The sequence below is a fragment of the Hahella ganghwensis DSM 17046 genome, from assembly GCF_000376785.1.
Classification (GTDB): Bacteria; Pseudomonadota; Gammaproteobacteria; order Pseudomonadales; family Oleiphilaceae; genus Hahella; species Hahella ganghwensis.
This window is the reverse complement of the sequence record NZ_AQXX01000092.1, coordinates 1-20815: the sequence shown is the minus strand read 5'-3', so window position 1 is coordinate 20815 and position 20815 is coordinate 1. Positions and strand designations below refer to the sequence as shown.

General features: G+C 48.6%; 14 protein-coding genes. 8 read left to right on the top strand and 6 right to left on the bottom strand.

Going from position 1 to position 20815, the window contains the following annotated elements; translation table 11 throughout:
• Window positions 1-95: 95 nt before the first annotated feature.
• From F566_RS0107615 to F566_RS0107605, 3 genes are all read right to left on the bottom strand, one after another.
• Complete coding sequence (locus F566_RS0107615) at window positions 96-2249, bottom strand: carboxy terminal-processing peptidase (protein ID WP_020406394.1); 2154 nt, start codon at window positions 2247-2249, stop codon at window positions 96-98.
• A gap of 389 nt (window positions 2250-2638) precedes the next feature.
• Window positions 2639-4810 (bottom strand): 3-hydroxyacyl-CoA dehydrogenase NAD-binding domain-containing protein, encoded by a 2172-nt coding sequence (locus F566_RS0107610; RefSeq protein WP_020406393.1) that lies wholly within the window; start codon window positions 4808-4810, stop codon window positions 2639-2641.
• A 67-nt stretch (window positions 4811-4877) separates the two neighbouring features.
• Window positions 4878-6092 (bottom strand): acetyl-CoA C-acetyltransferase, encoded by a 1215-nt coding sequence (locus F566_RS0107605; RefSeq protein ID WP_020406392.1) that lies wholly within the window; start codon window positions 6090-6092, stop codon window positions 4878-4880.
• Window positions 6093-6413: 321 nt separating this feature from the next.
• Between F566_RS0107605 and F566_RS0107600 the strand changes: the two genes are divergently transcribed.
• A complete protein-coding gene (locus tag F566_RS0107600) occupies window positions 6414-6689 on the top strand; it encodes a late competence development ComFB family protein (protein WP_020406391.1) in 276 nt (91 codons plus the stop codon).
• A gap of 49 nt (window positions 6690-6738) precedes the next feature.
• Here F566_RS0107600 and F566_RS0107595 read toward each other — a convergent pair whose 3' ends face one another.
• Window positions 6739-9558 carry a DUF349 domain-containing protein gene (locus F566_RS0107595; RefSeq protein ID WP_020406390.1) on the bottom strand — a complete coding sequence of 940 codons (2820 nt, stop codon included), beginning with the start codon at window positions 9556-9558 and terminating at the stop codon, window positions 6739-6741.
• A 280-nt stretch (window positions 9559-9838) separates the two neighbouring features.
• Between F566_RS0107595 and F566_RS32225 the strand changes: the two genes are divergently transcribed.
• Window positions 9839-10300 (top strand): regulatory protein RecX, encoded by a 462-nt coding sequence (locus F566_RS32225; RefSeq protein WP_020406389.1) that lies wholly within the window; start codon window positions 9839-9841, stop codon window positions 10298-10300.
• Window positions 10301-10321: 21 nt separating this feature from the next.
• Here F566_RS32225 and mltF read toward each other — a convergent pair whose 3' ends face one another.
• Window positions 10322-11815 carry a membrane-bound lytic murein transglycosylase MltF gene (gene mltF, locus F566_RS0107585; RefSeq protein ID WP_020406388.1) on the bottom strand — a complete coding sequence of 498 codons (1494 nt, stop codon included), beginning with the start codon at window positions 11813-11815 and terminating at the stop codon, window positions 10322-10324.
• A 514-nt stretch (window positions 11816-12329) separates the two neighbouring features.
• On the opposite strand from mltF, the gene purL reads away from it, so the two are divergent.
• Both purL and F566_RS0107570 read left to right on the top strand, forming a co-directional pair.
• Window positions 12330-16226 carry a phosphoribosylformylglycinamidine synthase gene (purL, locus tag F566_RS0107580; protein WP_020406387.1) on the top strand — a complete coding sequence of 1299 codons (3897 nt, stop codon included), beginning with the start codon at window positions 12330-12332 and terminating at the stop codon, window positions 16224-16226.
• Between the two features lie 645 nt (window positions 16227-16871).
• Window positions 16872-17183, top strand: a complete 312-nt coding sequence (locus F566_RS0107570; RefSeq protein ID WP_020406386.1) for a YqfO family protein — start codon at window positions 16872-16874, stop codon at window positions 17181-17183.
• A 142-nt stretch (window positions 17184-17325) separates the two neighbouring features.
• Here F566_RS0107570 and F566_RS0107565 read toward each other — a convergent pair whose 3' ends face one another.
• A complete protein-coding gene (locus F566_RS0107565; protein ID WP_020406385.1) occupies window positions 17326-17871 on the bottom strand; it encodes an NUDIX hydrolase in 546 nt (181 codons plus the stop codon).
• Between the two features lie 135 nt (window positions 17872-18006).
• On the opposite strand from F566_RS0107565, the gene F566_RS0107560 reads away from it, so the two are divergent.
• From F566_RS0107560 to purT, 4 genes are all read left to right on the top strand, one after another.
• On the top strand, window positions 18007-18570 hold the full coding sequence (locus tag F566_RS0107560) for a CoA pyrophosphatase (protein WP_020406384.1): 564 nt from the start codon (window positions 18007-18009) through the stop codon (window positions 18568-18570).
• Window positions 18571-18638: 68 nt separating this feature from the next.
• Complete coding sequence (locus tag F566_RS0107555; protein ID WP_020406383.1) at window positions 18639-19082, top strand: gamma carbonic anhydrase family protein; 444 nt, start codon at window positions 18639-18641, stop codon at window positions 19080-19082.
• Window positions 19075-19251, top strand: coding sequence for a DUF1289 domain-containing protein (locus F566_RS0107550; RefSeq protein WP_020406382.1), 177 nt, complete (start codon window positions 19075-19077; stop codon window positions 19249-19251). The genes F566_RS0107555 and F566_RS0107550 overlap by 8 nt, the downstream gene beginning before the upstream one ends.
• Before the next feature lie 8 nt (window positions 19252-19259).
• Window positions 19260-20444, top strand: coding sequence for a formate-dependent phosphoribosylglycinamide formyltransferase (gene purT, locus F566_RS0107545; RefSeq protein WP_020406381.1), 1185 nt, complete (start codon window positions 19260-19262; stop codon window positions 20442-20444).
• Window positions 20445-20815: the final 371 nt, after the last annotated feature.

Below are 20815 nucleotides of genomic sequence, written 5' to 3'. Positions count from 1 at the left end.
TTGGCGATGATTCCATATTAAGGCCAGCCATCAGATAGACGCCGAAAATGAATATTCGAACGTCAGAGTCTGTTGAAACGTCAACAGACTCTAGTTTACCCCTCCGTTGTTGCAATTTTCTGTTCGCTGGTCAGAACATCCACCAGAATTTCCCCGGTTTCCTTGGCAACGAAGTCGGGTTCCTTGCTGTCATTCGGCCGGGCGGTTTGTTCTTCCTGGAACTTCTCATAGTCTGCATAGGTCTTAAATACTTTTTCATCCCGAGCTTCTCGGCGCATGTTGACGTAAGCCAGTTCCGCGTTGCGAATTTCCGCCAGTTCTTTTTTGCGTGTTTCTATATTGAGCGAGATTTCTTTCTGATCCCGGGAAGTCTTCAAAAACTCGATTTCTTTCAGTAGTGCCTGATACTCGGCGTTATCCTTCATGCGTTTCAGGTGGTCTTCATTCAAACCATTCACCAGAGTAGCGAGATCGCCGTAGTTCCTATGTGCGACAGGGTCTATCTGGTCCCAGGGCAGAGCTTCAGGAAGTGCGTCTTCACCAATTTCTTCTTTATCGATGGCGGAAGGTAGCAGTATGTCCGGAATGACTCCTTTATGCTGGGTGCTGCCACCAGAAACCCGGTAGAACTTGGCCTCAGTAATCTTGAGCTGCCCGTGGCTGAGTCCTCTGACAGATTGTACGGTGCCTTTACCGAAAGTTTGATCTCCGATAATGATGCCGCGACCATAATCCTGGATAGCGGCAGCAAAGATCTCAGAGGCTGATGCACTCATGCGGTTTACCAAAACGGCCATGGGGCCAGAATAAGCGATACTGTCGTCCGGATCGTCGTAGACTCTGACTCGGTTGTCTGCTGTGCGTACCTGAACGGTAGGACCTTCCTGGATAAACAATCCTGTCAGTTGGATCGCTTCCTGAAGCGCTCCACCGCCGTTGTTACGAAGGTCAATAACGAGGCCGTCAATGGACTCCTTCTTTAACTCATAGAGTAATCTGTATACATCACGAGTTGTACTACGGTAGTTCGGATCGCCTGCCTGCATTGCCCTGAAATCGGCATAGAAAGTGGGGATATCAATAATACCGATGGTGTATTCCTGGCCGCCACGATTGATTTTCAAAACTTTTTTCTGTGCAGATTGATCTTCGAGATCGACCCTGTCGCGAACGATATTAATGACTCGGGTTTCATTATCATTGGCGGCCTGAGCTGGAATAACTTCCAACCGGACAACGGTTTTCTTTGGTCCGCGAATAAGGTCTACTACTTCTTCCAGACGCCAGCCAATCACATCGACGATATCTCCCCCTGAGCCTTGGCCGACTCCGACAATTCTATCAGCAGGTTGCAGAATACCGTGTTTGTCTGCGGGACCCGCCGGAACCAATCTGACGACTTTGGTGTATTCATTGTCTGATTGGAGTACTGCCCCAATACCCTCCAGAGAGAGTGACATATTAATGTTGAAGTTCTCAGAGTTGCGCGGAGAGAAATACTGCGTATGTGGATCGTATACGTTGGTTACCACATTCATATACGACTGGAAGACATCTTCAGAGCGCGCCTGCCGGATTCTGTTCAGCTGGCTCGCATAGCGTTTTTTCAGGCTGGTGGTGATCTCTTCGTTGGATTTTCCGGAAAGTCTCTGATTCAGTACCGAGTTTTTAATTCGCTTGCGCCAGATTGTGTCCAATTCATCAAGATTGGCCGCCCAGTGAGCTTTTTCACGATTGATCAGAAGCGTTTCATTTTTGGAAAAATCCAGCTTGTCCAATCCTGTATCCAATGTCTGAATAACATAGGTCAGACGTTCAGCAATGCGTTGCTGAAATCTGTTGTAAATATTAAATGCCGGAGCCAGTTGGCCGGTTTTGATAGCGCCGTCCAAACGATAGCGGTATTGCTCGAATTCGTCGATATCCGCCTTGGTAAAATATACCCTCTGAGGATCGAGATACTTGAGGTAATTATCCAATACAATCGAGGAGACAGTGCCGTCAATTTTTAGGCTTCTGTAGTGCGCATATTGCAATTGTCTCGCAATGTCCCGGCTGGCCTTCTCCTGCTCCGGTGTGGGCTGAAGCTCAGATATCGCAACCGGTTGAAGAGGATCTTCAGCTTTCTGGGTTGGGACATTTGCCCATGAATTGGAGGTTAGGGCTATCCCGGCGAGTAGCAAACTTAACAGTTGTAACTTCAGGGATCCTTTCTGACTACGGGGGACTGCGGTACTGAATTGGCTCATTGACATCACACTCTTTCGCCGGATCTTTCACCGGGAGTTAACTCACTACAGATTTAGACGACTGCTCTCTATATCCATCATATATACGTTATACCTATTGATTCTAGGTCAAGCAAAGAGTTCCAACCAGAGTTTGAACCTGACAACTTTGTAAAGAATTGCAGGAGAGGCGATTAGAACACACTTTTTGACCTTGGTTTAAAAGGTTATTCCCCCCGGTTATTGGAACAATATGTACACTAATTATGAGGGCGTTGTTAGCCACTTTAAACCGTCATTGAGAATTGTACAGATGTGTCGGGAGAGAGAAAATCAGCCGGAAGGGTCACTGATTGACCCCTGCCGGCATGATTTGATGTGGCCCATGGTGTGCTGACCAGTTATGGGTGCTACTGAAACACTTCACCTTTGTCTGCCAGGTCCCTTAGTGACTGAGGAGGGGCGAATCGTTCACCGTAACGTTCAGTCAGCTCCTGAGCGCGCTCAACAAACGCACTTGGTCCATACTGATTTATGAACTGGATAGCCCCGCCGCTCCAGGGGGCAAAGCCAATGCCAAAAATACTGCCCACATTGGCATCAGGGATTGACTTGAGAACTCCCTCTTCCAGGCAGCGAACAGTATCCAGTGCCTGAACGAACAGAAGACGGTCTTTAAGCTCCTGAAGATCGACAGAGCGGAATTTTTCTTGATCGGTGAAGTGCTTGAGCAACCCTGCCCACAAATGTTTCTTTCCGTTTGTAGGGTAATCGTAAAAACCGGCACTACGATTTTTTCCCGGGCGATTGAATTCTGTCACCACACGATCGATGACAGCCTCAGCCGGATGCGGTACCCAGGTACCGCCTGATTGCTCGAGATCCTTCTTGCTCTGATCCCGAATGTGGGACATAAGTGTCAGACTCACTTCATCTGAGACGGCCAGTGGACCTACCGGCATGCCAGTCAGTTCAGCGGCATGCTCGATTGTGGCGGGATGTATACCCTCGGCCAGCATGGCAATACCTTCATTGACGAACTTACCGAACACTCGTGAGGTAAAGAATCCTCGGCTGTCGTTTACCACAATGGGGATCTTTTTGATTTGCAGAACAAAGTCGAATGCCTTGGCCAGGGTTTCATCGGAGGTCTGTTGGCCTTTGATGATCTCTACCAACTGCATCTTGTCGACAGGAGAGAAAAAATGCAGACCAATAAATTTATCCGGTTGTCCGGAAGCTTCAGCCAGTTGTGTGATCGGGATCGTGGAGGTGTTTGATGAAAATATCCCTCCATCCGCAAGTCTTGGTTCTGACTCCTTGGTAACTTGGGCTTTTAGGTCACTGTCCTCAAAGACGGCTTCTATGATCAGGTCACAGTCGTGAATCTGTTCATAATCGTGGGTTGCGGTAATTCGGTCCAGTACAGTTTGCATCTCGTGCTCGGTGGTGCGGCCCCGGCTGACCTTCTTCTTGAGCAGTTTTTCACTGTAGGACTTACCTTTTTCCGCAGTTTCCTGGGAAACATCTTTCAGAATGACCTCAATGCCGCTAATGGCGCAGGCATAGGCGATGCCTGCGCCCATCATTCCAGCCCCCAGAACGGCGACTTTCCTGACTGCCTGAGGGCTATCCGCGACTGGGAGGACATCAATATCGGGGCGGGAACGGCCGGCTTTGATCTCATTTAACTGGAACCAGAAAGTCCCGATCATGTTTTTAGCTATCTGGCTGGTGACCAACTGGGTAAAGTAGCGGCTTTCAATGCGTTGTGCCGTATCAAAATCCACCTGAGCGCCTTCCACCACCGCAGACATAATGGCTTCAGGGGCAGGGTAGCAGCCTTTGGTTTTCGCCTTCAGCATGGCCGGTGCAATGGCGAGCATTTGAGCGATTTTGGGGGAAGTCGGTGTCCCGCCAGGCAATTTATAGCCTTTCACATCCCAGGGCTGCTTGGCGTCGGGATGCTCTTTAATCCATTGCTTGGCTACTTTCAGCAGTTCAGCAGGTGAGTCTGCCAGATGATCTATCAGTCCCAATGCTTTGGCTTTGCCAGGTGGCATTTGTTTGCCTTCCAGTAACAAGGGAAGGGCTTTTTCTATTCCCAGATAGCGTGGAAGTCTGGTTGTTCCGCCACCGCCGGGTAAAAGTCCCAGTGTGACTTCAGGTAGTCCCAGGCGAATTTTATCGTCATTGATTGCCATGCGTGCATGACAGGCCAGGGCAAGCTCCCATCCACCTCCGAGAGCTGTTCCGTTGATGGCTGCGACAATGGGCTTGCCAAGGGTTTCCAATGCTCTGAGAGGTCCCGTGATATTTCTGGTCAGCATCGTAAAGAAGCCTTCGGCATCCCTGTCGGTGACTTTCACCAGCTCTCGCAGGTCGCCCCCGGCAAAGAAGGTTTTTTTGGCAGAAGTAATGACAACGCCAGACAGTTCCTCTTTTTCGTTAATCAGGCGAGAAACAGTATCTCCGAAGGCCTGGCGGAATTCAGCGTTCATAGTATTCGCCGATTGATTGGGCATATCTATGGTCAGGGTGATGATATTGTCCTGGTCTTTTTCATAATGAATTGCATTCATGCTCATTCTCACTATGGCTTAATCTGTTGTTGTTCGGGAGTTTGGGTACGGTGTCCAGGTTGAGGTTTTACTTTGTGAGACGCTCAATAATCGTCGCAATCCCCATTCCTCCTCCGACGCATAAGGTCGCCAGCCCGTAGCGAAGCTCTCTGCGTTCCAACTCATCCAGCAGTGTGTTAAGTATCATCGCTCCAGTTGCCCCAAGGGGATGCCCCATGGCAATGGCGCCGCCATTTACATTGATTTTTTCGTCTGGAATACCAAGTTCCCGCTGAAACTTAAGTACCACCGCTGAAAATGCCTCGTTGACCTCGTATAGATCGATATCCTCCGGTGCCAGGCCTGCCTTTCTCAATGCCTTGAGGGTTGCCGGGGCCGGGCCGGTCAGCATGATGGTTGGGTCAGTACTGGTCACAGCGGTGGCGATAAATCTGGCACGGGGCTTCAGTCCCAGAGCTTTTCCTTTGTCAGCGCTGCCGATTAGTAATGCTGCAGCGCCATCTACGATACCCGAAGAATTGCCCGGGGTATGGTGATGGTGGATTTTTTCCACAAAGGGGTATTTTTCGCTTGGAACAACATCAAATCCCATTTCACCCATCATCTGGAAAGAGGGTTTCAATTGGCTTAGACCTTCAAGCGAAGTATCTGGACGGATAAACTCATCTTCATTTAGCAAAATCAGGCCATTTTGATCTTTTACCGGGACTACTGAGCGGCTAAAGTGGCCTTCTTGACGAGCTTTGGTGGCTTTCTGCTGCGAGCTGAGTGCAAAGGTATCCAACTGTTCCCGGGAAAATCCTTCAATAGTGGCGATCAAGTCAGCGCTGATTCCCTGAGGAATGAAGCCTGTTTTCAAGTTGGTGGCTGGATCCAGAGCCCAGGCTCCACCATCACTTCCCATGGCGACGCGTGACATGGACTCCACACCGCCGGCCACGACCAGATCTTCCCAGCCAGAGCGGACCTTCATGGCGGCCAGATTAACCGCCTCCAGTCCTGATGCGCAGAAGCGGTTGAGCGTTACTCCTGCGACCTGAGAATCCCAACCGGCTACCATCGCTGCCGTTTTGGCAATATCGGCTCCCTGATCCCCAATCGCGGTAACACATCCCATGACAATATCATCCACTTCTGCCGTATCGAGGCCGTTGCGCTCCTGGAGTGCATTCAATGTGGTTGCAAGCAGATTGACGGGTTTGACTTCATAGAGGGAGCCGTCCTTTTTTCCCTTGCCTCGGGGAGTGCGGACAGCATCAAAGATATAGGCATCATTATTCATGTTGGTCTACCTGAGGATTTGTTGTTGGTATTTGGCGGATAGGTGTATGGCATACTCCAGCCTGAGATTAGGTATGGCTATGAGTCCACCATAAATCAATGGATGCCAGGGGGAAATGACAGGAAGCCCCAAACAGGTTGGCGAAAACGCTCATGGCTATTCTTCGAAAGAAGAACGCTCAGGGTCGTCCACTGCAGACAGAATGGCGCTGATCTGGAGGTGCGCTATTCTTAACCATAGTCATCCAATTCCAATCACAGTTAGCACATTCAAAACGTAACCATCGAATGTCACTGCCACATCACTTGTTAAGGAGTTTCTATGTCGATTCTGGATAACGTCTATAACTATTATGAAAAACTGGTTCTGGAGGAGCTGGCTTCACAGCTTGGTGAAGACCAAAAAGATGAAGATTTTCTAACAGATACGGTGTGCCTGGCATTGAATCATCTTCCAGGCCGTTATTTCAGGCACGGCGTGGACATGGCGTTTTATTTATCTTCAGATGAATACATTGAAATGAAAAAACATGTCGAGAAAGCCGTGAAGGAAGCCTTGGCTTATATGAAGGACCCGTCCAGAGATAAGCAGGTGTAGCCCTCAGAATTGAGAACTACACCGGTTAAACTGTCGGGAACGCGGGCTATCAGTGGCGGGAGATCGCTTTGGCAATTCCCTGTAGAGAGTGGCTGAATCGATCACATAACGCGTCATACTCTGTTGCTGCGCCGGCATCTGGTACAACATCCAGCCATTGATGCAGTAATTCTTCGAACCGCTTTTGAGGGGAAGCAGATTCATTGTTGCTTTGCTGAAGTCCTGCAGTCAATCGCTCAACCTGAAGCGCCATTCTGCGGTCTTTGTCACTTGCTGGACTATCAGTTTCCCCAAGAATTTCCGCCAGGATAATAATATCCTTTAACTGTTCTGTGGTGGCCTCTTTTAATCCTGCCTCTGAGCTTAGTCTTGAGACTAAAAGCTTCTGGTCCGAAGCTTCCAACTGGTTGAAATGAGAAGGCCAGTTAACATCGCTGGTTTGACCATTTGCCGCCTTTGCGCATTCCAGAATGCCTTGGTAATAATCAATAAAGCTGTCAATTTTTACCTGTTGCAGGCTTTTTTCGATGGAATCCACGGCCTTATGGAATCGTTGGCCAAGAGATTTGGTTTGCTCGCCCAGAGACCCCAGTGCACGGTAGCTGTCGGTGAGGGATGACAAGATAGCTTCTGAGCTGCTATCCACATTGGACGACAAACGCTCAATCTCGGCAATCAATTCTTCCGCCCTGGATTGATTATGTGAGATTTCTTCCTGGTGCTGTTTACGTTGCTCGCCCACGCGACCAAAAATCTCATCACAGGCTTTTCTGAAATCATTCCAGAGTTGCCGGTCAGTTTTATAGCTGGTGATGCCCACTTTCTGCCAGTCCTTTTGCAGAACTTTTGCCTGATGAGTAGCGTGTTTCAGGTCTTCTTCAGATATCAGTGATTTGGCTTTGGCTACGATGTCACGCTTCAACTGGTGATTGCGTTCTTTCTCTTCGTTCAGCTTGTTGTCGAGACTTGCCAGCAGTTCGTTGAACTTCGACTGTACCGCTTTGCCTTTTTTGTGGTCTACAGGGTAGTACTGGCGCCACTCCTCCCGGGCTTTACGATTGATTTTGTCCACCAGTTTCCAGTCGGGTGAGTTCCAGTCTATTGCTTCAATAAACGTCGCCAGTTCTGTGCAAATGGAGTCCCGTTTCTCCAAGTTGACCCGTTTAAGTTTCTCTTCCTCCGAGAAATAGGTCTTGCACGGAGCATAGGCAATGTCTGAGGCTGATTTGAATCTTTGCCAAAGGTGCTGGTCTGAAGAGCCCCCGAGTTCCCGCCATTCTTTTTGAAGTTCTTTGATCTTGTTGGCTTTTATGTGCGGTTCAAGATGCTGCTCGGCGAGATGTTCCATATGCTCACAAAGCTCTTCCTGCTTTGGACGTGTGGCAAAGCCCTGCCAGTCCCGCAGCTCCTGAAGGCGGCCCTGGAGTGATTTCAGCTTAGCCTGTAAATCCCCTTTTGCTTTGGTGGGAATGTGGTCCAGATCACGAGTGGCATCTTTGTTCAGTCGCTGGGCTTTTTTGACTTCTCCCTGGCTGATGGCTTTTTCCAGCTCATCAAGATCCTTATTGACCTTTTCTTTGAACTTGCCAATGTCTTCAATATGGCGGGTCTCAAGCGTCTGGACCTGACCAACTGCCTCGGATAGCTGTTGCAGTAGAGGGTGCAGGGTATAGTCTGCCGGCCACTCTACATCATTGACCATTTGCCGTAAGGACTTGATCAGGGACTTCCTCTCCACAGGATCTGCATCAGCGGCAGATCTGGCCTGCTCAAGCTTCTCAGAAAGTTCGGCCTGATGTGAAAGAAGGCGCTGCAAGGCTAAATGGTAATGACGTATTTCTGTCATTACATGTTGATATCTTTTTTGCTCAACCTTATCAACTTTCTGATGCCGGGTAGCCTCCAGCCAGCGATTTTCCTGAGTTTTGATCAGGGCATCGAGAGCGGAAAGTTCTGATTGCTGGGTGAGGGGAGTCTCCTGGAGCTTCTCTTTGGTTTTTTCCAATTCCTGGCAGGTTTCTCCCCGCTCGCTGCTTTGAAGTCGTGCCTCTTCCTCAATTCTATGCTCACGGGCTTCCTGCTCGGCGAGTGCCTGTGCACGTTGTTTGCTGGTTTGCAGCGCCCGTTCAATGCGTGACTTCATTTCCGGGTGTTGCTCAAGGTCGAGCTTCTCGAAAGAACGAATTAAAGCATCCAGTTTTTCTGCATAGTACTTGGTCGCCTCGGTTGAGGCATGTTGCTCCAGGTTTTCGCAAAGAGTTTGTATGTCTCTTTGCAGGGCCAATTGTGCCTGCTCCTGGTCCCTGAAAGCCTGTAAGCGGGCCTTGGCCTTCTGAAAGACGCCTTTGTCTTTGCCTTTGGTCCGGCTGACGAGGGTGGAAAGTCCCTGTGGGTCTTCAATCAGTTCTGCTGCGCTTTGTCGAATGTGGCTGATCGGATGGTTGACTGCCATTTCAAGGATAGTGTCACCGGCATGCTGGCGTAGACTTTGTAAAAATGGTGTCAGGTGCTCTGATTGCCTGAGATGTCCGGCAAGATCAAAAGCCAGATCCTTGGATATTCGCTGTAAATGCTGGCCGAGAAAGCTATCAAAGTCAGTTGAGGATTCACTCAGCAATTCCAGTAGTCGTTGATGAGCAATCTGCCGCGTTTTGGTTTGGGAGGCTTGTGCCAGATCGATAAGATCCGGAATTGAGAGCACTCTTTTCAGAGCTGTTTTCAGAACATTTTCATCAGATTCATGCTTGATCAGTTGTTCGAGAATAGCTCTGTCTTCTGTCTTTCCCCAATCCAGTTGAGAAACAGCTTCTTTTCTGACATCCGGGTTATTGCTCTGCCATTTAGGCTTAAAAATTTTTTTTAAAAGCATGAAGTGAATGATCCTGGAATCTCGTTTTACGTCTTAACGTCAACAGATCCTGAGTTGTAATATAGGCCCTTTTCGCCAGCAAGCTATCTTCATGATAGAACGGATATAAACGCTGATGAACAGGGGTACATTTTGTTGACGACGGCATAGTCTACTCCGTATAGGGGAATGCCGCTACTCCGATCAGGATTCAGAAACACATAAATATGCGTGGTGTCAGGAAGAATTTGTCCTTCACTGGTTAACTTATCAACATAGAGCGTCAATATAGAGAGCAACCATGGGTAGTGAATGCGAAATCCCTTATCAGGAAGTGAAAAATACGGCATTGAGGTTGCTTGGACGCAGGGAGCACTCTGAGCATGAAATCCGGGAAAAGCTATGTCTCCGTGGTGCTTCGGGTGAGCAGGTAGATGAAGTGATTGAGTACCTGAAGGATGGAAATTATCTCAGTAACCGGCGTTATGCGGAGATGATTATCCGCCGGCGTGCCTCGCAAGGATATGGCTTAAGAAAAATCTCATACGAACTTGCGGGAAAGGGGGTAAGTCGTGGAGATATCCAGGACTCGCTTAAGTCTTTGGATTTCGATTGGTGTGAAGTTGCTGCATCAATGTTACGCAAAAAGTATAGAAATTACTCGGAAAAACCAACGGATATTCAAAAACAGCAGCGGTTTCTTCAGCAGAGAGGGTTTGAGTTTGATGAGATAAAAGCGGCAATGAGTGTCTTCAGATCCTGATACAATAATGTATTAGAGGGCTTACAGCATTGGAGGCGCTATCTTGAATGGTCTGGGCATATCCGGTGTTGAGTCGTTGAAGTCATCAGCAGGCACTCCGGCACCAGAATCAGATTGCGCAACGGCACCGTCGTTAATGCCTGGCTGTTTCATCCATGCCAGAACGTCATAATAACGGCGGATATTCTGAACATAGTGTACGGGCTCCCAGCCTCTGGCGTATCCAAACCGAGTCTTTTTATACCATTTTTTCTGCTGCAGTAGTGGCAGGCTTTCTTTTACATCAATCCACTTGTCCGGATCCATACCAAGACTTTCGGTGATGATTCTGGCATCTTCCAGGTGTCCCATGCCGACATTGTAGGCTGCCAGTGCCATCCAGGTCCGGTCCGGTTCGGGAATTCGTTCCGGGATTCTTTTGTGAATACGACTGAAGTACTTCGCGCCACCCCAGATACTCTGCTCCGGATCCAACCGGTTCCGTATCTGCATTTCTTTGGCGGTCGTCTGGGTCAGCATCATTAGACCCCGAACTCCGGTGGGTGAGGTGGCATAAGGGCGCCAGTGAGATTCCTGATACCCGACTGCTGCCAATAGATGCCAGTCGAGTTCGTACTCAGTAGCAGCTGTCTTGAACGTTTCTTCAAACTTGGGAAGCCGGTTGCGGATGTGCTTGATAAAGGTGCGTGCGCCGACATAATTCAATTGATCCACGTGGCCGAAGTATTTTTCCTGAAGGTAAGTCAGCGTACCGTCCTGAGCGCTCTTTTCCAGAAAAAGGTTGGCTTGTTCCAGCAGGCTGTTGTCTTCGCCGGGTGGGAATATCCAGCTGACTTTCAATGGCTCCATTAACGCAAAGCTTTCCCGGGCTTTGGGAAACATGGCCTTGTGAATGGAATACTCAGCTGAATTGACGATGGCAATTTCAACCTGGCCCTCTTCAACCATCCGCATCATATCCGGGGTTTCCAGCCCATCAACTTCTTTCCAGACGAGCTCTGGCAATCTGGCATCTTTCAATTGTTGGAGAAAGGCTGACTGTGCAGTGGAAGCGGGGACGACGATTGACTGACCGACCAGATCATCAACGGTCTTGGGTTTTGGATTTCCGTTGGCAAATAGCACCAATGGCTGGAAAGTGAGGTAATCTGAGCTGAAATTGAGGCTGCCAACCCGATTCTGTGCGGCATGCTGACTCAGGCCAAGAGCTGCCAAATGGGTATAGCTTTGCTCCAGTACGGAATAAGCCTCATCGAGATCGCTCGCGACTCTGAGGCGAAGTTCTACGCCGATCTGTTCAGCAAAAAGCCGGGAAAGCTCGTACTCAAAGCCGGCAGCACCATCTCGGTCTTCATAATAAGTGGTGGGAGCATTGCGGGTAATAACGTGCAACACACCTTCCTGCTCGATGCGCTCCAAAACAGTTGGACGACTACAGCCGGTCAGTGTAACCACAATAAAAAATGTCAGGAGCCCCAATATCCCTTTGGATCTGGACCGATCGACTAACATCATAACAATTCGCAAGCAGATGTTCCCTTGTCTTCGATGGTTTCCCTGACGATGGTTTTCCTAAATATAAGCAATACTGATTCCATGGCGCTAATCCTCTTGGGTTTTCAGTCAGGAATCAAGTTGGGAAATGTCCGTAGCTGCAAAAGAATGTCAAATAAACGGACGGCCTGTTCGTTTTTTGGGCGCATTCTACGCAATTGTCTGCTTTCTGGTCACTATGCTTTTATTTGGGAGGTGTTCAAAATATCGGTCTTGTGTTGAAACTTGTGTGGTGCCAACTGCCGGCAAATAGTAGAGGGGGAAAGGTATTATAAAAAAGAAATATCAGAAAATTTGTATTGGTAATGAGGGTGTTGAGCCTGTACTTCGGCCAAAAAGTTTAATTATTTCAATGAAGTACTATAAGGTGAAGTGGATCGGGGAAATTTCCGGGTGAAGTGGCCCGGAAAACGGTTTTCTATTATCATTACGCCTCTTTTTTTCTCTCCCAGTTCAGAGGCAGATAGTCAACGTTATGTTTGAACTTCGTGGTGCTCCCGCCCTTTCTCCTTTTCGTCGTAAGAAGTTATTGGCCTTGTTACAGGCGGTTGTGCCTGAAACCCAATCGCTTTATGCGGAGTACATGCATTTCGTCGAGTTAGACGGAAATTTGTCAGCCGACCAGCGTGCCGTATTGGATAAGTTGTTAACCTATGGCCCTACCGGGCAGTCGGAATCCCCTGAAGGTACTTTGTTTCTGGTCGTTCCAAGGCCTGGCACGATTTCGCCCTGGTCAAGCAAGGCGACAGACATCGCACACAACTGTGGTCTGCACGCTGTACGGCGCATTGAGCGGGGAATTGCCTACTATGTTCGTGGCGGGCAGCAACTGTCGTCTGAGCAACGTGCTGAACTTGCGGCGATCCTGCATGACCGTATGACGCAGGCGGTATTCCATGAGATTGCCGGCGCTGAGCTGCTGTTTGGGCACGCAGAACCTAAGCCTATCAGCAGTGTTCCGGTGCTGGAGAAAGGCAGAAAAGCGCTGGCCGAAGCCAATCGCTCGATGGGCCTGGCACTGGCTGACGATGAAATTGATTATCTGACAGAAGCCTTCACTCAATTGGGGCGTGACCCCAATGATGTTGAATTGATGATGTTCGCCCAGGCGAACTCAGAACACTGTCGTCACAAGATTTTTAACGCGTCATGGGAAATTGATGGGGAGCTTCAACCCAAGTCCCTGTTTGGGATGATCAAGAATACCTATGAAGTGGGTGGTGAGACGGTTCTTTCTGCATACAAAGACAACGCTGCGGTCATTAAAGGATGTGAGGGCGGACGCTTTTTCCCTCATCCTGAAAACAAAGTTTATGGTTACAACGTTGAGGATATTCATATCCTGATGAAGGTTGAAACCCATAACCATCCTACTGCGATTTCTCCATTTGCCGGTGCTTCTACCGGCTCTGGCGGTGAGATACGTGATGAAGGTGCCACTGGTATTGGAGGTAAACCTAAAGCTGGCCTTGTTGGTTTTACTGTCTCCAACCTGAATATTCCTGATTACCAGCAGCCCTGGGAAGGCGAATACGGCAAGCCGGACAGAATCGTGTCTCCATTGCAAATCATGCTGGAGGCGCCTATTGGTGGAGCAGCTTTTAATAACGAATTTGGTCGTCCCAATCTCTGTGGTTATTTCCGGACATTTGAAGAGGAAGTGCCAGGGGTTAATGGCCGTGAATGGCGTGGCTACCACAAGCCGATTATGATTGCCGGCGGACTGGGTAATATTCGTGCGGAACATGTTGAGAAGAGCGAAATCCCGGATGGTGCAAAGCTGATTGTCCTGGGGGGCCCAGCCATGTTGATTGGACTGGGCGGTGGCGCAGCTTCTTCCATGGATAGTGGTTCTAGCCACGAAGACCTGGATTTTGCCTCAGTTCAGCGGGATAACCCTGAAATGGAGCGCCGTTGCCAGGAGGTTATAGATGCATGCTGGCAAATGGGGGGGAGTAATCCGATTCTCTTCATCCATGATGTAGGTGCTGGCGGGTTGTCCAACGCCTTGCCTGAGTTGGTTAAAGATGGCGGGCGTGGAGGTCAATTTGAACTCCGCGATATCCCTAATGATGAGCCTGGCATGTCGCCATTGGAAATATGGTGTAACGAGTCTCAGGAACGCTATGTTCTCTCTGTCGCGGCAGAGGATCTGGAGCTGTTCGATCAGATATGTCGTCGCGAGCGATGCCCATATGCAGTTGTAGGAAATGCAACGGAAGAGCAGAAACTGGTGCTGGCTGATGAGTATTTTGCCAACAATCCGGTAGATCTCCCGATGTCGGTATTGTTTGGCAAGCCGCCGAAAATGCATCGTACCGTGGAGCGTCAAAGTTTTGCCAAACCTATTTTTGAATCGTCCAATATTGATCTGAACGACGCTGTAGACCGGGTGTTGCGTTTGCCGTGTGTTGCCAGCAAGAACTTTCTCATCACCATCGGTGATCGCTCGGTAACCGGTATGGTTTCCCGTGATCAGATGGTTGGCCCATGGCAGGTGCCTGTTTCTGATGTCGCAGTGACTACCGCTAGTTTTGATACCTATGCCGGTGAAGCGATGGCGATGGGTGAAAGAACACCTATTGCTTTGATTGACTCGCCTGCCTCCGGAAGAATGGCGGTGGGTGAGGTTATTACCAACATTGCAGCGGCACCTATATCCACATTGGGGCAGGTGAGCCTGTCAGCCAACTGGATGGCGGCAGCCGGCCATCCTGGTGAGGATGAGGCGTTGTTCGATACCGTTAAAGCAGTGGGCATGGAATTATGCCCCGAGCTGGGTATCACAATTCCGGTTGGTAAAGACTCGATGTCAATGAAGACTGTCTGGGAGGAAGGGGAGCAGCAGAAATCTGTGACCGCACCTCTGTCTCTCATCGTGACTGGTGTGGCTCCAGTCGAGGATGTTCGTCGGACCTTAACACCAGAGCTGAAGTTGGATGAGCCCTCCAAACTGATTCTGATTGACCTGGGAGCAGGTAAAAATCGTCTGGGCGGTTCTGCCCTGGCACAGGTTTATCGCCAAATCGGAGCCGTAGCCCCCGATCTGGATAATCCCAAGGAACTTATTGCTTTCTTCGATTGCATTCAGAAGCTGAATCGGGAGGGTAAAATCAAGGCCTATCATGACCGTTCAGACGGTGGTTTGTTTGTCACTCTGGTGGAAATGGCATTTGCAGGTCGTTGCGGATTGCAGGTGGCGCTTGATCAATGGGTCAACGATCCAAGCCATTTCGCGAGAGAGCTGTTCAATGAGGAATTGGGGGCGGTTATCCAGGTTGCCGAGAAGGATCTGGATTACGTTCAGAAAGTCATTATTGACGCTGGTTTGGCAGAAGATCTGGTGATTGTGGGTAGCCCGACGGAAACTCAGAAGGTGAGTATCAGCTATCAGGAAGAGTCGATACTTGAATACTCTCGTGCCGAATTGCAGCAGAAATGGGCTGAAACCAGCTACCGGATTCAAAGTCTGAGAGATAACAGTGACTGTGCAGCGGAAGAGTTCGCAGCAATCAAAGATGATAATGATCCTGGATTAAATGCCTCTCTGACCTACGATGTCGCAGAGGACATTGCCGCTCCTTACCTGAGTCTGGGGGCGAAACCCAAAGTGGCGATATTGCGGGAGCAAGGTGTGAACAGTCACACGGAGATGGCAGCGGCTTTTGATAGAGCAGGCTTTACTTCCGTCGATGTGCACATGAGCGACGTACTTTCAGGGCGAGTGGTTCTTGAGCATTATAAAGCGCTCGCAGCTTGCGGTGGGTTCTCATTTGGTGATGTTTTGGGAGCAGGGGAAGGGTGGGCAAAATCCATTTTGTTCAATGCCCGGGCCAGAGATCAGTTTGAGTCATTCTTCCACCGTAAAGACACACTGGCTCTTGGTGTCTGTAACGGATGTCAGATGCTTTCCACATTGAAGGATCTGATACCTGGTACAGCACACTGGCCACGATTCGTTAGAAACCTGTCAGAGCAATATGAAGCTCGTCAGGTTTTGGTGGAGGTAACGGAGTCTCCTTCTGTCATCCTGCAAGGGATGGCTGGCTCCAGAATGCCTATCGCTGTCGCACATGGTGAAGGCCGGGCAGAATTCGCCGACAATGATGCGGATGAACTGGTGAAAGCTGCCAAGGTTGCACTTCGTTATGTGGATAACTATGGGCAAGTAGCGGATAGCTATCCGTTTAATCCCAACGGCTCACCAGCAGGAATTACAGGTATATGTAATGACGATGGGCGTGTTACCGCGATGATGCCGCACCCTGAACGCGTCTTCCGTGCCGTCTCAAATTCCTGGAGGCCCAAGGACTGGTCTGAAGACGGGGCCTGGATGAGAATTTTCAGAAATGCTCGAGTGTGGCTGGATTAACCCTCTCTTGAAGGTATTGCTTTCCGTATAAGTCCCATACCAGTAAATGCCTTTTAGTTGGGCATTTACTGGTATTTAACTCAGATTCCCTGCTTGCCTTTCCTTGTATATTCGATATCCCAAAACACAGGGTTTACCGTCACACTCCATTTACTCGTTATCTGAAAATCTATTTGTCATTTCGAACAAAATCTCACGAACTGAAGTTTATCTAATGTTAATTAGTGTAACCAAATGTAACCGGGTGGGGTCTGGGGGTGATATGTTGTCTATTAAATAGACGATATTATGACGGTTTGTACATAGAAAGCCCAAAATTCGTCCTGAAAATCCGTCATTCTTTAGGCGCTTGCTCGTGGTTATTCACATTAGATTTTCCTGTGTCAATACTGTGTCCATTTTCAGTATGGATTTATACATGTAGATGCTTGACATATATAAGGTGTTGATAAATAAGGGGGAAATATTTTGCCTAATTCCTCGCCAATTTGTGGCCAGCCTAGTAAAAACAAGGCATTCCGGCACTTTCCCAAACTTTATCCCCAAAGATATCCACAGATTCTGTGGAGAAGTTTCAGTTATGTTGTGTTTGTGTGACAGATCCGGAAAATTGTGGATAAAAATCAGCATAAAGGAGCTCAATAAATGTACCACTTGTATTTTTATGTCCCGGAAAGCCATGTCGAAGCAGTAAAAAACGCCGTTTTTGAGGCTGGGGGAGGCAGGATTGGGGATTACGATTGTTGTGCCTGGCAGGTGAAGGGACAAGGACAATTTCGTCCCAATACAGGCAGTAAACCTTTCATCGGCTCTGCGGGGAACTTAGAAAGAGTTGATGAGTACAGAGTTGAACTGGTTGTGGAGGGTCAGCATATTGTAAATGTGGTGGCAGCGCTGAAGTCTTCGCATCCATATGAGGAGCCTGCCTACCATGTGCTGAGAGTTGAAGATTATTAGTGTTTAATAATTGATTCAATAAGGACGCAGGGATACCAGGCTCCTGGTTAAGGAGGCAAGGGAACTTCTGAATATGTAGTAGCGCTGCAATACTAACCAAGAGCGCAATTTTCAGAGGCTCCCTAAAACTGATCAGGTAAGGTCAGGATTTAATCCTTTCGAAAGTAATATCTTTAACATGGACAGGAAATGTCTCTGTAAGACGGTCTTCCAGGTAGTGGCGCAAGGTATGTTTAACGGTAGGGAAAGCGATGTCTTCCCAGGGGATTTCCTGTTCTGTAAATAATCGGGTTTCCAGGCTTTCCGGCCCAACCCCGAATGCGCCGTTGAGCACAGTTGCTCGATAAAAAATATGCACCTGACCAATGTGCGGGACATCAATCATTGTATACAGGCCATCCAGATTCACTTTGGCTTCTGCTTCTTCCCAGGTTTCCCTGATGGCTGCCTGCGAAGTGGTTTCATGCATTTCCATAAATCCTGCAGGCAGAGTCCAGTAGCCCAGTCTGGGTTCAATGGCTCTGCGACATAGAAGAATTTTATCTTCGAATATCGGAAGGGTTCCGGCAACAATCTTCGGATTGATGTAGTGAATGGTGTCACAGTTGGGGCAGACGTGACGATGTCTGTTATCTCCCTCAGGTACCCTTTGTTCAACAGGATTACCGCATTGGCTGCAAAACTTCATATAAATTCAACTGAATGATAGATAATTGATCAGTATAACGCTGTCAAAAAGCTTGCACAGCGGTGGGTGCCTAAAAAATGGCAGGTGTGTTATTGTGCGTCAACCCTAAAATTATCATGGTTGTAATTCAAATCAGTGTTAGAGCGGATAATTTCTCGAATAGCGCAGCACGAACCCGGCACCTTACGGGTAGACTTCAAAGATGCTGCTGTCCTGGTGCCTATCACCAGGGAAGATGAACCTCAAATCATATTGACTCGCCGATCAGATCAATTGAAAACTCATAGTGGCCAGGTTGCCTTCCCTGGAGGAATGAGGGAGGAGCATGACAGGGATCTGTTAATGACCGCTCTTAGGGAAACTGAGGAAGAGGTGGGGATCAAGTCCTCAGCGGTAAACGTGGTGGGCTCTCTTAGTCAGGTGATCTCCCGTTATGAGATCAGGGTCACGCCTTATGTTGGGCTTATAGACCCGAATACCAGACTGATTCCTGACCCCGATGAGCTTGACAGTGTCTTCAAAGTTCCCGTTAGATATTTTTTGGATAACCCGGTTGATCGTCTTGATCATCTGACTTTTCGTGGTCATACCCGGGCAGTGCCTTGCTGGTTCTATGAGGGATATGAGATCTGGGGAATGTCGGCCATTATTCTTGTGGATTTCTTTCGTGTTGTATTTGGCAGAGAACTCGCGGACTGAATCCAGCATTCTTGGACTTCATACAATTGGTATTTTTCTTTTCCTGAGCTCATTCTGGAGAGTTGGTATTGCTTTATTCATTGGGTGACAAGAGAGTCAGGCTCGAAGGTGAAGGACATTTCATTGCGCCAAATGCTTCTCTGGTTGGAGAGGTCGTTCTGCAAAGCCGGGTCAGCATTTGGTTCGGTGCTGTCATACGTGGGGATAATGATCTGATCACTATCGGGGCGGATTCAAATGTGCAGGACAATGCTGTGCTGCATACAGATCCAGGTATTAAGTTGACCGTGGGGAATGGTGTCACGATTGGTCATCACTGCATTATTGGGGCCAATGCTTTGATTCCGGAAAATACCATTATTCCGGATGGTTCTCTGGTTGTCGGCTCTCCCGCTAAAGTCAGGCGCACCCTGGATGATCGCCAGAAAGCTATGCTGGAGGCTGGTGGTGCTCACTACGTCAAGAACGCCGTGCGATTTAATGAGCTGTTGAAGGAGCAATCCATTGACTGAAAAGGTGAAGTCCCCATGTGTCAGTATCTGTGCGTTGGATGCCGAGGATATTTGTGTTGGATGTCATCGCAGTGCTGAAGAAATTTCCTCCTGGTCTGCATTAAGTGAGGATGAAAAACGTCAGGTGTTGGCTCAAGTAGCTAAAAGAGAAGAAAAGTCTTTTATATAGGAATCGATATGACAGTCTCGATTGGTACCCCTTTGAAAAGTAATGCAAGCAGGGCAATGTTGCTAGGTGGTGGTGAGTTGGGGAAGGAAGTTGCAATAGAGTTGCAGCGTTATGGTATCGAAGTCATTGTCGTGGATCGATACAAGGCAGCCCCTGCCATGCAGGTGGCTCATCGCTCACATGTGATCAATATGTTGGACCCTGTGCAACTTCGAAAAGTGATAGAGGAGGAAGCTCCCCACTTTATTATTCCTGAGATTGAAGCCATTGCGACCGCTGAGTTGCTTGATCTGGAGAGAGAAGGCTTTAACGTCGTGCCTTCAGCCGGAGCTGCGAATCTCACGATGAATAGGGAAGGGATCAGAAGGCTGGCAGCAGAAGAGCTGGGGATTAAAACTTCTCCCTATAGATTTGCCGCAAATAAAGAGGCGTTTCTTGAGGCTGTTGAAACTATTGGTTTCCCTTGCGTTGTTAAGCCCATTATGAGTTCTTCAGGAAAGGGGCAAAGTGTCCTGAGGTCTGAAACTGATATTGAGTGCGCATGGCAATATGCCCAGGAAGGCGGGAGAGCCGGTCATGGCAAAGTAATAGTAGAGGGCTTTGTCGAGTTTGATTATGAAATTACTTTATTGACTGTTAGGCACAGTGATGGTGTTTCTTTCTGCGAACCCATCGGGCACCGGCAGATTGATGGTGATTACCGGGCCAGTTGGCAACCTCAATCTATGTCGTCCTTGTCACATAGTCGTGCAAATGAAGTCGCTGATACTGTTACTGCGGCTTTAGGTGGTTATGGTGTCTTTGGTGTTGAGTTATTTATAAAGGGTGATGAGGTATATTTCAGTGAGGTGTCGCCAAGGCCGCATGATACAGACTTGGTTACCTTGATCTCTCAGGATCAGTCAGAGTTCTGTCTGCACGTCAAAGCGCTGCTTGGACTGCCTGTCCCTGCTATCGAGTTTTACGGTCCATCCGCTTCTGAGGCTTTATTGATCGAAGGAAGCTCAGACCAGGTTACATTCTCTGGGCTTGAAGATGTTGTGAATACTCCTGGTGTGGAGTTACGTCTTTTTGGAAAACCTGAGGTCAAAGGTAAAAGGAGAATGGGGGTGGTTCTTGCCAGGGGGGGGGTGATACCGAATCTGCCAGTACAATTGCAGCGGAAAAAGTTTCGAAAATCGTTGTTGATTTAGGTTGATATTCGTCAGTTTTTGCTTCACTTATAAGTTAACTGAATGTTGCGTATCACCCTGGTGAAAATAGTTTGAATTTATCTGTTGACTCATTCGATCAGGGACGTATAATGCGCACCTCTTCTGCAGCGGAGCCCACCCGGAAGGGGTGAGAAACAAGGCTCAGCGACGCAGAGCTCAAGGATGAGGCGACAGTTTGAAAATGAGAGATTCAGTTCAAAATGTCAGCGCCAAACAGGAAGTTAAAAAACAGTTTGACAACAACGATCAACACTGTAAAATTGCGCGCCTCATCGGGATGAATGCCCGGGCGAGAAGATCTTTAAAAAGTCAATCAAGCAATTTGTTGTGGGCGCTAGCTGAGGCGGTTG

What these genes read in the sequence shown, in the direction of transcription:
- F566_RS0107615 (WP_020406394.1), bottom strand. Translation starts at nt 2,249, where the DNA reads ATGAGCCAATTCAGTACCGCAGTCCCCCGTAGTCAGAAAGGATCCCTG.
- F566_RS0107610 (WP_020406393.1), bottom strand. Translation starts at nt 4,810, where the DNA reads ATGAATGCAATTCATTATGAAAAAGACCAGGACAATATCATCACCCTG.
- F566_RS0107605 (WP_020406392.1), bottom strand. Translation starts at nt 6,092, where the DNA reads ATGAATAATGATGCCTATATCTTTGATGCTGTCCGCACTCCCCGAGGC.
- F566_RS0107600 (WP_020406391.1), top strand. Translation starts at nt 6,414, where the DNA reads ATGTCGATTCTGGATAACGTCTATAACTATTATGAAAAACTGGTTCTG.
- F566_RS0107595 (WP_020406390.1), bottom strand. Translation starts at nt 9,558, where the DNA reads ATGCTTTTAAAAAAAATTTTTAAGCCTAAATGGCAGAGCAATAACCCG.
- F566_RS32225 (WP_020406389.1), top strand. Translation starts at nt 9,839, where the DNA reads ATGGGTAGTGAATGCGAAATCCCTTATCAGGAAGTGAAAAATACGGCA.
- mltF (WP_020406388.1), bottom strand. Translation starts at nt 11,815, where the DNA reads ATGATGTTAGTCGATCGGTCCAGATCCAAAGGGATATTGGGGCTCCTG.
- purL (WP_020406387.1), top strand. Translation starts at nt 12,330, where the DNA reads ATGTTTGAACTTCGTGGTGCTCCCGCCCTTTCTCCTTTTCGTCGTAAG.
- F566_RS0107570 (WP_020406386.1), top strand. Translation starts at nt 16,872, where the DNA reads ATGTACCACTTGTATTTTTATGTCCCGGAAAGCCATGTCGAAGCAGTA.
- F566_RS0107565 (WP_020406385.1), bottom strand. Translation starts at nt 17,871, where the DNA reads ATGAAGTTTTGCAGCCAATGCGGTAATCCTGTTGAACAAAGGGTACCT.
- purT (WP_020406381.1), top strand. Translation starts at nt 19,260, where the DNA reads ATGACAGTCTCGATTGGTACCCCTTTGAAAAGTAATGCAAGCAGGGCA.